Source organism: Pseudovibrio sp. Alg231-02 (assembly GCF_900143565.1).
Classification (GTDB): domain Bacteria; phylum Pseudomonadota; class Alphaproteobacteria; order Rhizobiales; family Stappiaceae; genus Pseudovibrio.
Window position 1 is genome coordinate 315,794 of record NZ_FREX01000005.1, and the last position, 13,218, is coordinate 329,011.

Consider the following 13,218-nt stretch of genomic DNA (forward strand, 5'->3'; position numbering starts at 1 on the left):
GGGCTCCCGAACCAACGGAAGCCCTGTTTCAAATCTCTAAACTCTGAACTGCCAGCTTATGCTGAAACACCTGCAAGAGCAGTCAGCTCGGCAACAATGGCATCACCCATCTGTGCGGTGGTGATGGTTGCTTCACCATCCTTCGCGATGTCTTTTGTGCGCAGACCTTTGTCCAGTGCGTTGGAGATTGCTTTTTCAACCATATCGGCCTCAGCAATCTTCTGGAAGGAGTAGCGCAGTGCCATTGCAAAACTTGCGATCATTGCAATTGGGTTAGCAGCACCTGTACCAGAAATGTCTGGAGCAGAACCGTGCACTGGCTCATAAAGAGCTTTGCGCTTACCGGTTGCGTCATCAGGCGCACCAAGAGAAGCAGACGGCAGCATACCCAGAGAACCAGTCAGCATCGCCGCAACATCAGACAGCATGTCACCAAACAGGTTGTCAGTTACAATAACGTCAAACTGCTTTGGCCAACGCACCAGCTGCATGCCGCCAGCATCTGCCAGCATGTGGTCCAGCTCAACATCAGCGTAGTTTGCTTTGTGTGTGGCAGTTACCACCTCATTCCAAAGCACGCCGGACTTCATCACATTGCGCTTTTCCATGGAACAAACTTTGTTGTCACGGGTGCGTGCAAGATCAAATGCAACGCCAGCAATACGCTCAATTTCGTAGCTGTCGTAAACCTGCGTATCGATACCGCGCTTCTGGCCGTTGTCCAGATCGATGATCTCTTTCGGCTCTCCGAAGTAAACACCACCGGTCAGTTCGCGAACGATCAGAATATCCAATCCTTCAATGACGTCCGGCTTCAAAGAAGACGCGTCAGCCAGCGCTGGATAGCAAATCGCAGGGCGAAGGTTCGCAAACAAACCAAGGTCTTTGCGCAGACGCAGCAGGCCAGCTTCCGGGCGAACCTCATAAGGCACATCGTCCCATTTAGGACCGCCAACAGCACCGAAAATAACAGCATCAGCTGCCTGTGCTTTCGCCATATCTTCTTCAGAGATGGAAACGCCGTGTGCATCGTAGGCACTGCCACCAACAAGGCCTTCGTCATACTCGTAAGTATCTTCGCCCTGCTCGTTGAGCCAGGCGATAACCTTTTTCACCTCCTCCATGATTTCAGGACCAATTCCATCACCAGGAAGAAGCAGGAGCTTGTTGGATGCCATGGGTCAATATCCCCGTTTTCTGCAAATTGAAGTTGACCATTTGTGCCGCCTCGCCTCACTCATTGCAAGGTTCAATATTTCAACGAAAATGGATGGGTGCTCAACTATTGCCACACAGACAGGTTTCTTTAATCCCACTATGCTAGATTTTTGAAACTGAGAGTGGACAGTTCTAAGGCACTGCAAAATATGCATAACTTGTTAGTCATAGGAGGATCGGGCTTTGTGGGTGCATCTCTCATCCCGGCCTTACTTTCGAAGGGATATAATGTAACCCTGCTCAACAGAGGCACACGCCCAGTTCCGGGAACCAGGCAGTTGGTTGCAGACAGAAACGATCCTTTTGCCATGCAGCAGATCACCGATAAATTCGAAGCGGTAATCGATACAAGCGCTTACACGCGAGAGCAGTCGAGGATCGCATTCAACACCTTCGGCATCCATGCCAAAAAGTGGATTCACCTCTCCAGCGCAGCGGTTTACAAAGAAACCAAAGGGCACTTACCGAGCGAGAAAGATCCGATCGGCGGAGCGTCCGTGTGGGGCGTTTATGGCAGAGATAAATCTGAAGCAGACCACTTCCTACTAAATCAGGAACACACACCAGCCGTCGCCATCCGCCCGCCTTATCTATATGGCCCCAACAATGATATCGACCGAGAGCAATTTGTCTGGGCGCGTGCTTTAACAGAACGCCCGATCATCCTGCCCGGTGATGGCCAGACCAAACTGCAGTTTTTGCACGAAGAAGATCTCGCCAGCTTCATCCTCTATCTGCTGGCTATGCATGCCATGCCGACCGAAGCTATCAATCTGGCTGACCCGCATATCCTGACCATCGAAAAATGGGTGAAGATGCTCTGCGATATTGCAGAGGTCGAACCAGAAATTCTCTACGGCAATGATATGGCGCCCAGCATCCCAGCCCGTGAGTATTTCCCGTTCCGCGATTACAATTGCGCACTCGATGTGACCAGATATCTGGAAAACTTCGATTGGCAACCGCAGTACAAACTACGTGATGGCTTCACGCACACCTTCAAAAGCCACAGCAAAGAGGAGCTCGCCAAAAGCTCCCCTCCGACACTGGCTGAAAAGGCGATCGAGTACTAAGTTGGGAAGCGGCTACTGGTATCGCCCATGCCGCTCCAACATCTCGATTCGATATCCATCAGGATCAGTCACAAAGAAGAACCGTGCCAGCAACTTGCCTTCCACGAAGAACTCTTTGATGTCCTCCGGTGCAAGCCCTTCCTCCTGAAAACGCTTATGTTCAGCAGCCAGCCCATCCACACAGAACGCGATGTGCCCGTACCCGTCACCTAATGAGTATGGCTCGCTGCGGTCTTTGTTGACTGTGAGCTCAACCTCAAAATCATTCTCCGCATTGCGCAGATAAACCAGCGTAAAGCTGTCAAAATCTAGCCGCTCGGCAACTTCCAGACCAAACGCCCTACGATAAAACGTAAGCGAACGCTCTTCATCCAGAACCCGGATCATCATGTGAATTGCTTTTGCCATGGAAGGACCTCTCAGCAGAATTGACTGCAAAAGGAGTAGGTCGCACAAGCCACTGTCGTCAACCGCAACATGACACATATCCGAACTGCCCTTTACCAGTTCACAAATCTTGCTCAATTGAGCTGGGCCACTTGCAGTAACAATGCACGCCACCTATGATCGCAGTGTGGTTCGGACACCCGCCGCTCGCAAGCATACCGCTCTGGTGAAGCTCCATCTTTTCTACATCAAACCGCATAATTTCAGCGGTTTACTGGCAACGCGAGCTCCAGCACTTTCCCGCTTCTGAACTGAAAGCAGTTTTGATGTCTGACGTTTCTTCTTCCAAACCGGACAATATTTTTCTGTCCGGCTCCATACCTATTCTCTTTGCAAAAACCGCAATACCCCTCAGCCTTGTCATGATGGTCAATGGCTTACACACCGTCGTCGACGCCTATTTTCTGGGAACCTATGTGGGTACACAAGCGCTGACTGGCGTCACCCTCATGTTCCCTCTCTTCATGATTCTGGTTTCCCTGTTCACGCTCGTGTCCAACGGCTTCGCCAGCATCTATGCAAGGGCCTTTGGCGCCAACAACCACCGCATCGCAAAGAAGATCATCGACAGCGCAATCGCCCTCGCCCTGATCGTCTGCGGCATCCTCATTCTGGGGTTTCTGGCAGCAGGATTTCAGCTTGCCCTGTTCCTGACCAACGGCTCTGACGAGCTAGCCGGAATTGGCTATCAATACATGGCGATCCTCATTTTGGGCTCGCCGCTGGGGTTTGTTCTTTCCATCAACATCGACAGGCTGCGTTGTGAGGGATTACTGCCTCTCATGACAGTCATCACGCTGAGTTCTGCATTCCTGAACATCTTCTTCGATTGGCTCTATGTAGTTCAGTTCGGCTGGGGCGTAGCAGGCTCTGCCTATGGGACATTGACTGCACAGCTGATCTCATTGGTGGCGTTGATCGTCTATTACACATCCAAGCGCAGAGAACTTTCCTTCCTGAACTGGCGGCCAGTGAGCTTCCAATGGAAGTCTCTTATTGCCCTTGGTGTTCCCCAAAGCCTTGGCTACACGGGCGTCTCACTGGCTGCTGCCGTCACTCTGTTTGCAATTCAGCTTTGGGCCGGAAGCAACTATGAAGTCACCGCAGGTGCCTATGGCATCATCACCAGAATGATGACCTTCACGTTCCTGCCTCTGCTGGGTCTCAGCATGGCGCTACAATCCATTTCAGGAAACAACTACGGCGCCCAAAAGCACGACAGAACCGCACAAACCTTGAAGATCGCGATCATAATCTCGCTCATCTACTGCAGCGGTGTTCAGGCAATCTACTTCCTGTTCAGCTCCCAGCTGGGCGCTATCTTTGTCGATGACGCGGCCACAATCGCAGACGTAGAGCGCATCATACCAATCGTGTCCATGATGTTCTTCCTCTCTGGTCCGTTGATGATGGTGGGCACGTTCTTTCAGGCGATCGGCGATGCCGCCCGCGCAGGCATTCTGATGCTGGCCAAAACCTACCTGTTCGCAGTCCCGCTTACCCTCATTCTGCCCTATGCAATGGGAGAAGCCGGAATTTGGTACGCCAGTGTGTTCTCAGAAGTTCTGCTACTGGGCCTCACCTTTGTCGTCGTGCTGGCTCATAAACGAGCAGCGACTCCGGCCACAGTTCTCGCGAACACATAACCAACACCCCCTCGCACACTCTTCACGGTATGCGAGGGGCACAAGTTTGTTGGCAACCTGTACCAAACAAGACAGCAGCCTCTCCTCACCCTCGCTAAATCTAGTCTCATGGATGCATCCCCTTGCAACAGACGACCGTCTTTATTGCAAGAAACAGCATCAACGGCATACACGTTCTATGGTGAGGCGCGCGAGACTGCATGACTGATTTGGTAAACGCACTGCTGATCGAACTCGGCAACAGAATTGGCTTTGACAACTTCTCCCTGAACGAAGACGACCAGATTTTCCTCGGTCTTGATCAGGACCTCGCCATGAGCATCGTCTGGCGAGATGAAAGCCAGACCCTCCTTTTCAATGCAGTTGTCAGCAAGCGCGACACCAACAACCCGCAAGTCCTTCAGGCTTTGATGCAGGCCAATTGCGTGTTTGCAGACAGTCATGCCATGGCGTTTAACATCAGCCCAAAAGCAAGCTGCATAAATCTCTCCATGGTGGTGACGATCTCCGACAGATCCTCCTTTGCCCTGCACAACAAGCTGGACATGTTCATCCGCACAGCTGCCTCCTGGCACGAGCGTCTTAAGAATCCAGAGGGTCTCAGCCCGAACTGGGATAGCCCGAACCACACCAACCCCTGCCAGTCCGATAACTTCGCAGATTTTGGAGCAAGAGTATGAGCACCATTGAACTCTCCAGTTTTGTAACTGCAGCCCAATTCGACAACGGTCTGGACAAACTGCACACTACGCAAGAGGCCGTTACACAACGCACCTCTCATACATCGGTTGGCGGAAAAGTGCTTTCCTGGGCCAAACTCCATATCACTGGAGATAGCCAGAAATCTGCAGATCAGACCCGTTTTCAGGAAGCATTAAAAACAGAATTCGGCAAAGACGTCGGTGAAGCCGCTTACAAGGCTTTCGCACCAAGTGATGGCAAATCCCACAGCCTGACCAAAGCACAGGTACTGGACACAGTTGAGTTAGCACTCACAACTCAGGAAAATAAAGCCGCAGAGCTCAATGTAACGACACAAACGGCTATCCTCACAAGCGTCACCAAAACGCATGGTGCAGAGGTAGCAGCCAATGTCACCAAACTGCTGGAAGACTCCAGTGAGTTTACAAAGGCTGGCGAAAATCCTGAGCAAATAAAAACAATTGTCTCACAGATTGCAGAGGATGTTGCGAAGAATCTGGCAGCAATAAACGCCAGCATCGCTCAGCACATCGAGAAACTAGGCGACCGTGAACACCTGGCAGCAGCTGCTTCAGAGGCTGGCATCCAGATCAACTGGGACAATGTCTCCCCTGAGCAGATCACAAAACTGCAGGAAAACGTTCAAGGCAAACTAGAAAATCAATCCAGACCAGACAAATCAAACTCTTCTATTCGCAGCAGCTTGAAGGATGAACACATTCAACAGGCCGTAAACAACCAGCTGCGCGCCATCGAAGCGCTTCAATCAGCAAGCGCAGGCGGCACTTTGCTTGTAAGCGTCTTCTCAGAGTTGGGCCTGCCTGCAGAGAAGGTGAGCGCAGCGGCATTTGGTGAAATCGCAACCGTATTGAATGGCGTCTTCAACACGGTTTCCGGTCCTGAAGGCACGAACGACATTACAGATCAAATCGATGATATTCTTCAGAAAAGCATCATCAACAGCGCTGTTCAGGACGTGTTGAAATCGACACTGAGAGAAGCAGCCCAAACAGATGAGTTCAGCTCCCAGATTGCCCCGTTTATTCCTGAAGGAACCCCAAAAGAAATAAAAGCCGCGCAGAAATGGTTGCCTGATCTGGCTGCCAAAGAAATTGTACGCTCAATAAAAGACGACAATGACTTTCAGGAGCAAGGCGGAATCGTCAATGCAGCAAAGGCTGAGCTTGGCAAGCAGATAGAGACAGCTCAAAGCACCAATGAAATTATCAAGGGCTTTGTAGAACACCTGACGGCTGATGAAATCAATGCAGAGCTGCTGACCGAGTTCATAGCAAAGCACTCCAACAACGCGGATGGTTTGGGCGGTGACAACAACAAGTTTGCCGCAGAACGTCACTTCACAAAGATTTTCAATGAGCGCCCGGAGATCCAGCAACAGTTGAACACCGCTTTCCGCTCCGAAAAGCTCAAAGAGAACTCTCAGGTGGTGAGCGAGGCTATCGAGCTCATCACGAAAAAGGTCGAGGATAAACTGGTCAACCGTCTTCAGCAGGCAGGCAAACACCCGACAGAAGCTTATGCGACCGCTTCAGTGATCTCATCCACACTGAAAGGCCCATTCGTTCAGTTGTTTGCACCTTTACTGGACTCGCTAGATTCCCCTGATGAAAACACAGTCTCAGAAGGCGAATTCCTGGAGCAAAAGCAGGCAGTAACAGATGCTTTTTTCTTCCCGAGTGATCCGTCGGAAGACGCAGCTGAAATTGCAAACGGTCTTGTAAAGAGCTTCCATAAGCTCTTTGAGAAGCACAATCTTCAGCTCGACTTCTGATCTAGCAAAGTGTGCCAGCACAAATATCCAACTGCTGGCACCAATCCTGTTACAGCAAAATCACTGCTGTTCCGCCGAGCGATAGCAGAGCACCACCCCAGGCCAGAGGTCTTGGCATGTTTCCTGTTCGCATCCAGAGCAATGGCAGAATAAAGACAGGCGACAGCGAGCCAAGAATGCTGGCAACAGCTGCATCATAATGAGCGTAGGCATAGAGCAGCAGCGAAACAGATATGCCATATCCAATAAACCCGGGCAGCACCACGCGAAACAACAACATCCAGCTCATCTCTGTTGAGGCCTGAACCGCCGAGACAGGCATCAATCCAACCAGCGCCACAATAAACGCAGCGCCGGTAACCCGCACCGCAGATGCTGCCAGCGGCTCAGTCCCAGCAACAAGCAATGGTTTCAGGACAAGCATTCCAATCCCTTGCGAAGCGGCTGCAACAAGCGCCAGCAACACAATCACAACCAACCCACCACTGCGACGAGTAGCTTCTGTTTCCTGATCAGAACTTCCAAACAAAATCGCCAGGCAAATGCCGAACAGAGCGATTGCGATGCCAACAATTTCGGTAAAGCTCAGCTCCTCACCAAGAAACGCAAAGGCAAGCACAGCAACGATCGGCGTTTTGAGAGAGAGCAACAACTCTGTTTGCCGTGGCCCAGCTCGACGCAAACACGCCATCAAAGCCAGGTTTCCAATAATCACGCTGACAACAACGCTCACCACAAAGGCAGGCCATTGGCTCCAATCAACTGTTTGCCAGTACCCCAACACAGAGCAAAGCACACACAGGATAGCGCCGGATGTTAGCAGTTGAATGCGCGTAAATTCAAAAACGCCAACACGTTGTAGCGGTCGGTGGGCCAACATTGATCCACATGCCCACCCTAATGATGCCGCCAGAGCAGACGACACCGCGAAAACAACCATAGCAAAACTCTCCAAACATGCTACAATATCTGTAGCAATACATCGCTATAACAAACCTAGCAAAAAGGAAAGCCCTATATCTGTGAAAATACCTAAGGCAGGAACCCCGGTTCGTGGCTCAAAATCCGGTAAGCCAATCATGGTTCTCTTTGATTTGCTGGGTAGACGATGGGCTCTTGGCATCATCTGGAACCTTTCAACTGGCCCGCAGACCTTCCGCACGCTCCAGTCCAATTGTGACTCTGTCTCACCCACTGTGCTCAATACGCGCTTGAAAGAACTACGAGAATGCGGGATCGTCATAAATGGAGAAAGCGGCTACGAACTGACAGCAGAAGGCGAAGACCTGTTCACCTACCTGCAACCCTTAGGCCACTGGTCTCAAACATGGTCCCATGCAGCCAAATTGAAAGATGACCAATGAAATTCAACCATATCGGCATTCCAACCAAGGGATATTTCGAGGAAGAGATTCCCCTGCCTCACCTGCACATGACCGTCAGCGACCACAAAAACAATCCCTTCGGCATCCAGTGGCAGCGTTATGATGAAGGTGCGCCCTACCCTGAAATCGTGAAGACAGTGGCGCATGTGGCGTTTGAAGTTGACGATTTGGCAGAGGCGTTGAAAGACCAGAAGGTTATCATCAAACCCAACTCCCCTATCGACGGACTCACTGTCGCCTTTATCGAGGTAAATGGAGCTCCGGTTGAGCTGATGGAAATTGATCGCACCATCTGCAAGGAAGACATCTAGCCCAGCGCTCACACCTAACAGCAACTTAATGCCACCAAGGCGCTTCCCACCTGCACTCTCAGTCTTTTTTCAGGCCCTCAATTTAAAGTTTAGCGCATCAGAGACTATGCCGGTGGCCCATGCAGCAGGAAAAACCGCCCAGCGCTGAACACAAAATCGCATTCATCCCTTTGGTGCTGATCACCACAGCACTGTTTATGACCCTGCGAAACATGCCAATGATGGCAGAGACCGGTATGCAAATGGTCCTGCTCAACGCCATCACCGTGTTTGCTTTCCTCATTCCAACAGCATTGATCTCAGCAGAACTTGCGACAGGCTGGCCGCAAAATGGTGTGTTCCATTGGGTCGAAGCAGCTTTCGGCACGCCCGTTGGCTTCGTGGCCGTGTTTCTGCAATGGATACAGTCCATCTTCGGCGTCACATCAATTGTCGCCTATGCCACAGCTACACTCACATATGCCTTTGATCCGGAGCTGGGCTCAAATCGCTACTACATCACCTTCTCGGTGCTCGCCCTCTATTGGGCTGCAACACTGATCAATTTCAGAGGAACAGAAACCTCAGAGAAGATCTCAGGTTACGCTGTCTCCATCGGTGTCTTCTTTCCCTCAGCCCTGCTGATCCTTTTTGGCATCTACTATCTGTTCTCTGGCGAAACCATTGCACTCGACACCTCAGCAACACTCTCAAACTGGGTTCCATCACTCTCCGACACCACCAGCCTCGTCTTCTTCATGAGCTTCGTGTTCGGCTTTGTCGGCATCGAAGTCTCCGCCTGCCATGCAAACGAAGTAGAAAACCCGCAAAAGAATTATCCACGTGCAATTTTCACAGCAGCAATCGCTGGCTTTGTCATCACCCTTGCAGGTGGACTTGCCGTCTCACTCATCCTCGAAAAAGGCAATATCTCCAACATCAACGGCGCCCTTCAGGCTTTCTCCGCTTATCTGAATGCCTACGGCCTTTCCATTCTAACACCCTTTATCGCACTGCTGGTTGCAATCGGCGCTGCTGGCCAGGTCAGCACCTGGATAGTTGGCCCAGTAAAAGGCATGTGGGCGGCCAGCAGAAAGGGACTACTGCCAGCACACTTTGCGAAAGCCAACAAAAACAACGTCCCCACAGCACTGCTGATCCTGCAGGCATCTCTCATTTCATTCATTGCCCTGAGCTTCATCCTCTTCGAGAACGTCAATCTGGTGTTCCTCGTTCTCACCTCAACAGCAGTACTGCTTTACTCATTGATGTACCTGCTGATGTTCGTAGCAGCCATTCGCCTGCGTTACACTCATCCGCATATCCCGCGCCCGTACAGAGTGCCCGGCGGCAATTGGGGCATCTGGCTGCTCGGTATCATCGGTATGTTGACTGCCATAAGCTGCTTTGCGATCGGCTTCATTCCCCCACCATCCCTGCCATTCTCAATAAAGAGCTTTGAAGGCCTCATGGTTGTGGCCGTTATTCTCGCCCTGCTGGTTCCACTCAGCATATGGTTCCTACGCCGCAAGAAAATCTCGCACGCCTCGAAAAGTAGAGGGCACGAGTAATGGGCAAAACACCACGCAATCAGCCAAAGCACCACATAACCCTTTGGCACTTGGTGTTTATGACCACAGCGCTCTTCATGACTATGCTGAATATGCCGCTCATGGCACAAACCGGCATGAAGATCCTGTTCTTCAACACAGCAGTGATCCTCTGCTACATCCTGCCAGTCGCCCTCATTTCAGCAGAATTGGCAACAGGTTGGCCCAAACATGGTGTCTACACCTGGGTGCAGGAAGCCTTCGGCGCCCCATTCGGGTTCATGGCAATCTTCCTGCAGTGGTTTCAGGCCATTTTCGCCATGGTCGCAACCGTTGCCTACACCACCGCAGCCCTCGCATTTGTGTTTGACCGTCCACTTGATGAAAACCCATGGCTCATGTTCACGGGTATCATCATCATCTACTGGGGCGCAACCTTCGCAAACTTCAAAGGCACTCGCATCACAAAACGTATTGCTGGCATTTGCCTGCTGGCGGGAACCATCTTCCCATCCCTCACCATGATCATACTGGGCCTGCTCTACGTGACGGGGCCTGCCCAACCCGCCATTGATATCAGCCTCACCACAGCCAATATCATCCCATCCCTCTCTCAAACCTCAACCTTATTCCTCTTCCTCAGTTTCCTCTTTGGTTTTATTGGAATGGAAGTTTCAGCGGGCCACGCGACAGAAGTTCAGAACGTTCGGCGCACCTACCCAATCGCAATCCTCATCGCAGCATTCATCGGCTTTTCAATTTCTCTTCTGGGTGGTTTGACCATCGCTATGATCATCCCGGCAACGGAGATCTCAAACACCCTTGGCGTCCTGCAAACCTTCACAATACTGCTCGATCATTATGGCGTGCCGAACATCTTACCCATTGCGGCTATGTTCATCGCTGTTGGTGCCGCCGGACAAGTCAGCACTTGGATTGCAGGACCAGTGAAAAGCCTCGCAGTCGCCGGACGCGATGGTATGCTCCCCAAATTCCTACATGGCTCAAACACCCACGATATGCCAGTACCACTCATGTTGGTGCAGGCCACCATCGCCACACTCATCGCAACCGCTTTTCTGCTTCACGTGAAGACCAACGAGGTGTTTTTGTACCTCACCTCAACAGCCGTCCTGCTTTACTCTGTCATGTATTTACTGCTCTACAGCACCGCAATCCGTCTCCGATACAAATACCCCAATGTTCCGCGGACCTATAAGGTCCCGTTCGGCAATTGGGGCATCTGGGTGTTGGGCAGCATAGGCTTCAGCATCTCACTCATTGCCTTCATGATCGGCTTCCGGCCTCCCGACGAAGCCGACTTTCCGGCAACAACTTATCTGGCAATCATCATCCCCGGCGTGTTCCTCACACTCAGTATTCCGTTCATTCTCTGGAAGGTGCGCCGCCCCAATTGGAAAGCCAGCAAACAAACAAAAAAGCCGCGCCCTACACCATAGAACGCGACCCTCCAAAACTCTATCAAACCAACACTCAGATTGGCTCTCTTACCCTACAAAGGCTTAGTCCTCAGCTTCCTGCTCTTTCAAACGCGCACGCAGATCTTGCGCATCTTCAAAGATCTCGGTTTCCTTGTTCATAACCCGCAAGGAACCGGAGCCAATATCAAACCACGCACCGTGAATGTCCAAATTCCCCTGTGTGACAAGCTTTTCAATAAACGGGAACGTCATCAGATTCTTCAGGCTCTGGCGAATACCAGCATATTCCAGCGCAAGTTGCGGATCTTCATGTTTATCGACAGGAGTACAAGCCAGCGTGATCGCAGCTGGTTCCAACATCTTGATCCACGGTCCAACAAACTGACCAGTCTTACTGAGTTTGCCATTACTTTCGCGGAAAGCCTGAACACCACCACACTTGCAATGGCCCAGCACAACAAGATGCTTCACCTTCAGGCCAGTCACTGCATACTCAAGCGCTGCACTGGTACCGTGCGTGCCACCGCCTTGGATAAATGGAGGCACCAGGTTCGCCACGTTACGAACCACAAAGAGTTCACCCGGCTGCGCATGGAAGATACCTTCAGGTGTAACCCGGCTATCACAGCAGGAAATCACCATCACTTCAGGTTCTTGGCCATAGATGGCGAGGTTTTGATATTCCTCTTCAAACTGGCGATAAATCCGCTCTTTATAAAGGCCGTATCCAGTCAGCAGTTCTTTCGGAAAATCAGTCATGCGTCGCCATTTCGTTAGTGTCGGTATTGTCTGCCTATATAGCTAAGGCAAACGATCTTTCAACTGGCGAAAAGACCAGAAACTTAAAAGTCTCTCAGCATATACGCCCACAATGTACCTTGCCAGTTTCTCGAAAGCCAAAAGAAAGCCAAAAGCCAGATTAGCTCCTTCGAGCCATGACTTCTATTTCGACCTTCATCTCTTCCTTGATGAGAGCGCAAATAACCATGGTTGCCGCAGGACGGATTTCACCAAAATACTCACCAAGTACGGCAAAAACCGCCTCAACGTTACTCCGGTCAGTCACATAATAGCGCGCTCGAACCACATCCTTAAGCGAACAACCAGCTTCGCCAAGCGCACCTTTGATCGTTTCCAGCGCATTAACGGCCTGTGCGCCCACATCCTCTGGCATTTTCATCGTCGAATAGTCATATCCGGTCGTGCCAGAAACATGGACGAAATCACCATCTACAACTGCGCGAGAATATCCAGCGGTCTTTTCAAAGGGTGATCCTGAAGAAATTAGGGTTCTCTCCGACATAACAACCTCCCTCGACTACAACTCAACACGCTGCGGCAGAACCACCAACAGCATTTAGTGTTTGTAGGATACAACTGAGACAGCTCAGATCAATTGAGAAATTGGCGCCTTATTCCTGACGACTTGATGAGAAAAAGCAGCTCAGCCCAAGTGCGGTCCATAAAGCGATGCCAATCCAGTACATCAGCGGGTCTTCTGTCCGGTAGATGACATCATAAAGAAGCGTGTATCCCGCATAGAGATCCCACGCGACCCACGCCAGCAAAACAACACCTACAATCCGCCAGAAAAAGCTCACCATGGGCGAAAACCTCCTACCACCCATAGTAACGCTTTGATCTTGAAGAAAAACCTACGGTTTTGGGGGGCC

At 51.1% G+C, this 13,218-nt stretch carries 14 protein-coding genes; 8 read left to right on the forward strand and 6 right to left on the reverse strand.

All coding sequences use genetic code 11. The features are described 5' to 3' along the window. Nucleotides 1-56: 56 nt before the first annotated feature. Complete coding sequence (gene leuB, locus DHN43_RS15805) at nt 57-1,178, reverse strand: 3-isopropylmalate dehydrogenase (RefSeq protein ID WP_063291788.1); 1,122 nt, start codon at nt 1,176-1,178, stop codon at nt 57-59. A gap of 189 nt (nt 1,179-1,367) precedes the next feature. On the opposite strand from leuB, the gene DHN43_RS15810 reads away from it, so the two are divergent. Continuing rightward, entirely contained in the window at nt 1,368-2,291 is a 924-nt protein-coding gene (locus DHN43_RS15810; protein ID WP_108819216.1) for an NAD-dependent epimerase/dehydratase family protein, read from the forward strand. Between the two features lie 12 nt (nt 2,292-2,303). Here the strand turns inward: DHN43_RS15810 and DHN43_RS15815 are convergent, their stop codons facing one another. Beyond that, nucleotides 2,304-2,699: a VOC family protein gene (locus tag DHN43_RS15815; RefSeq protein WP_108819217.1), complete on the reverse strand. Its 396-nt coding sequence runs from the start codon at nt 2,697-2,699 to the stop codon at nt 2,304-2,306. Between the two features lie 305 nt (nt 2,700-3,004). On the opposite strand from DHN43_RS15815, the gene DHN43_RS15820 reads away from it, so the two are divergent. The 3 genes from DHN43_RS15820 (at nt 3,005) to DHN43_RS15830 (ending at nt 6,878) form a co-directional block, all read left to right on the forward strand. Beyond that, the gene (locus tag DHN43_RS15820; protein ID WP_108819218.1) at nt 3,005-4,384 is read left to right on the forward strand and encodes an MATE family efflux transporter; all 1,380 of its coding nucleotides are present in this window, start codon (nt 3,005-3,007) and stop codon (nt 4,382-4,384) included. 200 nt (nt 4,385-4,584) lie between these two features. Continuing rightward, complete coding sequence (locus DHN43_RS15825) at nt 4,585-5,064, forward strand: CesT family type III secretion system chaperone (RefSeq protein WP_108819219.1); 480 nt, start codon at nt 4,585-4,587, stop codon at nt 5,062-5,064. After that, complete coding sequence (locus tag DHN43_RS15830; RefSeq protein ID WP_108819220.1) at nt 5,061-6,878, forward strand: hypothetical protein; 1,818 nt, start codon at nt 5,061-5,063, stop codon at nt 6,876-6,878. Before DHN43_RS15825 ends, DHN43_RS15830 begins: the two co-directional genes overlap by 4 nt. 49 nt (nt 6,879-6,927) lie before the next feature. On the opposite strand, the gene DHN43_RS15835 is transcribed toward DHN43_RS15830, so the two are convergent. Beyond that, nucleotides 6,928-7,818, reverse strand: a complete 891-nt coding sequence (locus DHN43_RS15835) for a DMT family transporter (protein ID WP_057465100.1) — start codon at nt 7,816-7,818, stop codon at nt 6,928-6,930. A gap of 82 nt (nt 7,819-7,900) precedes the next feature. On the opposite strand from DHN43_RS15835, the gene DHN43_RS15840 reads away from it, so the two are divergent. From DHN43_RS15840 to DHN43_RS15855, 4 genes are all read left to right on the forward strand, one after another. Further along, entirely contained in the window at nt 7,901-8,242 is a 342-nt protein-coding gene (locus tag DHN43_RS15840; protein ID WP_108819221.1) for a winged helix-turn-helix transcriptional regulator, read from the forward strand. Further along, on the forward strand, nt 8,239-8,574 hold the full coding sequence (locus DHN43_RS15845) for a VOC family protein (RefSeq protein WP_108819222.1): 336 nt from the start codon (nt 8,239-8,241) through the stop codon (nt 8,572-8,574). The genes DHN43_RS15840 and DHN43_RS15845 overlap by 4 nt, the downstream gene beginning before the upstream one ends. A gap of 119 nt (nt 8,575-8,693) precedes the next feature. Continuing rightward, nucleotides 8,694-10,124, forward strand: a complete 1,431-nt coding sequence (locus DHN43_RS15850) for an amino acid permease (protein WP_108819223.1) — start codon at nt 8,694-8,696, stop codon at nt 10,122-10,124. Continuing rightward, nucleotides 10,124-11,563, forward strand: coding sequence for an APC family permease (locus DHN43_RS15855; RefSeq protein WP_108819224.1), 1,440 nt, complete (start codon nt 10,124-10,126; stop codon nt 11,561-11,563). The genes DHN43_RS15850 and DHN43_RS15855 overlap by 1 nt, the downstream gene beginning before the upstream one ends. 63 nt (nt 11,564-11,626) lie before the next feature. On the opposite strand, the gene DHN43_RS15860 is transcribed toward DHN43_RS15855, so the two are convergent. The 3 genes from DHN43_RS15860 to DHN43_RS15870 form a co-directional block, all read right to left on the reverse strand. Then, complete coding sequence (locus DHN43_RS15860; protein WP_057465095.1) at nt 11,627-12,304, reverse strand: carbonic anhydrase; 678 nt, start codon at nt 12,302-12,304, stop codon at nt 11,627-11,629. A 160-nt stretch (nt 12,305-12,464) separates the two neighbouring features. Then, nucleotides 12,465-12,848 carry a RidA family protein gene (locus DHN43_RS15865; protein ID WP_108819225.1) on the reverse strand — a complete coding sequence of 128 codons (384 nt, stop codon included), beginning with the start codon at nt 12,846-12,848 and terminating at the stop codon, nt 12,465-12,467. Between the two features lie 109 nt (nt 12,849-12,957). Beyond that, nucleotides 12,958-13,149, reverse strand: coding sequence for a hypothetical protein (locus DHN43_RS15870; RefSeq protein WP_057460807.1), 192 nt, complete (start codon nt 13,147-13,149; stop codon nt 12,958-12,960). Nucleotides 13,150-13,218 lie beyond the last annotated feature (69 nt).

What these genes read in the sequence shown, in the direction of transcription:
- leuB (WP_063291788.1), bottom strand. Translation starts at nt 1,178, where the DNA reads ATGGCATCCAACAAGCTCCTGCTTCTTCCTGGTGATGGAATTGGTCCT.
- DHN43_RS15810 (WP_108819216.1), top strand. Translation starts at nt 1,368, where the DNA reads ATGCATAACTTGTTAGTCATAGGAGGATCGGGCTTTGTGGGTGCATCT.
- DHN43_RS15815 (WP_108819217.1), bottom strand. Translation starts at nt 2,699, where the DNA reads ATGGCAAAAGCAATTCACATGATGATCCGGGTTCTGGATGAAGAGCGT.
- DHN43_RS15820 (WP_108819218.1), top strand. Translation starts at nt 3,005, where the DNA reads ATGTCTGACGTTTCTTCTTCCAAACCGGACAATATTTTTCTGTCCGGC.
- DHN43_RS15825 (WP_108819219.1), top strand. Translation starts at nt 4,585, where the DNA reads ATGACTGATTTGGTAAACGCACTGCTGATCGAACTCGGCAACAGAATT.
- DHN43_RS15830 (WP_108819220.1), top strand. Translation starts at nt 5,061, where the DNA reads ATGAGCACCATTGAACTCTCCAGTTTTGTAACTGCAGCCCAATTCGAC.
- DHN43_RS15835 (WP_057465100.1), bottom strand. Translation starts at nt 7,818, where the DNA reads ATGGTTGTTTTCGCGGTGTCGTCTGCTCTGGCGGCATCATTAGGGTGG.
- DHN43_RS15845 (WP_108819222.1), top strand. Translation starts at nt 8,239, where the DNA reads ATGAAATTCAACCATATCGGCATTCCAACCAAGGGATATTTCGAGGAA.
- DHN43_RS15850 (WP_108819223.1), top strand. Translation starts at nt 8,694, where the DNA reads ATGCAGCAGGAAAAACCGCCCAGCGCTGAACACAAAATCGCATTCATC.
- DHN43_RS15855 (WP_108819224.1), top strand. Translation starts at nt 10,124, where the DNA reads ATGGGCAAAACACCACGCAATCAGCCAAAGCACCACATAACCCTTTGG.
- DHN43_RS15860 (WP_057465095.1), bottom strand. Translation starts at nt 12,304, where the DNA reads ATGACTGATTTTCCGAAAGAACTGCTGACTGGATACGGCCTTTATAAA.
- DHN43_RS15865 (WP_108819225.1), bottom strand. Translation starts at nt 12,848, where the DNA reads ATGTCGGAGAGAACCCTAATTTCTTCAGGATCACCCTTTGAAAAGACC.
- DHN43_RS15870 (WP_057460807.1), bottom strand. Translation starts at nt 13,149, where the DNA reads ATGGTGAGCTTTTTCTGGCGGATTGTAGGTGTTGTTTTGCTGGCGTGG.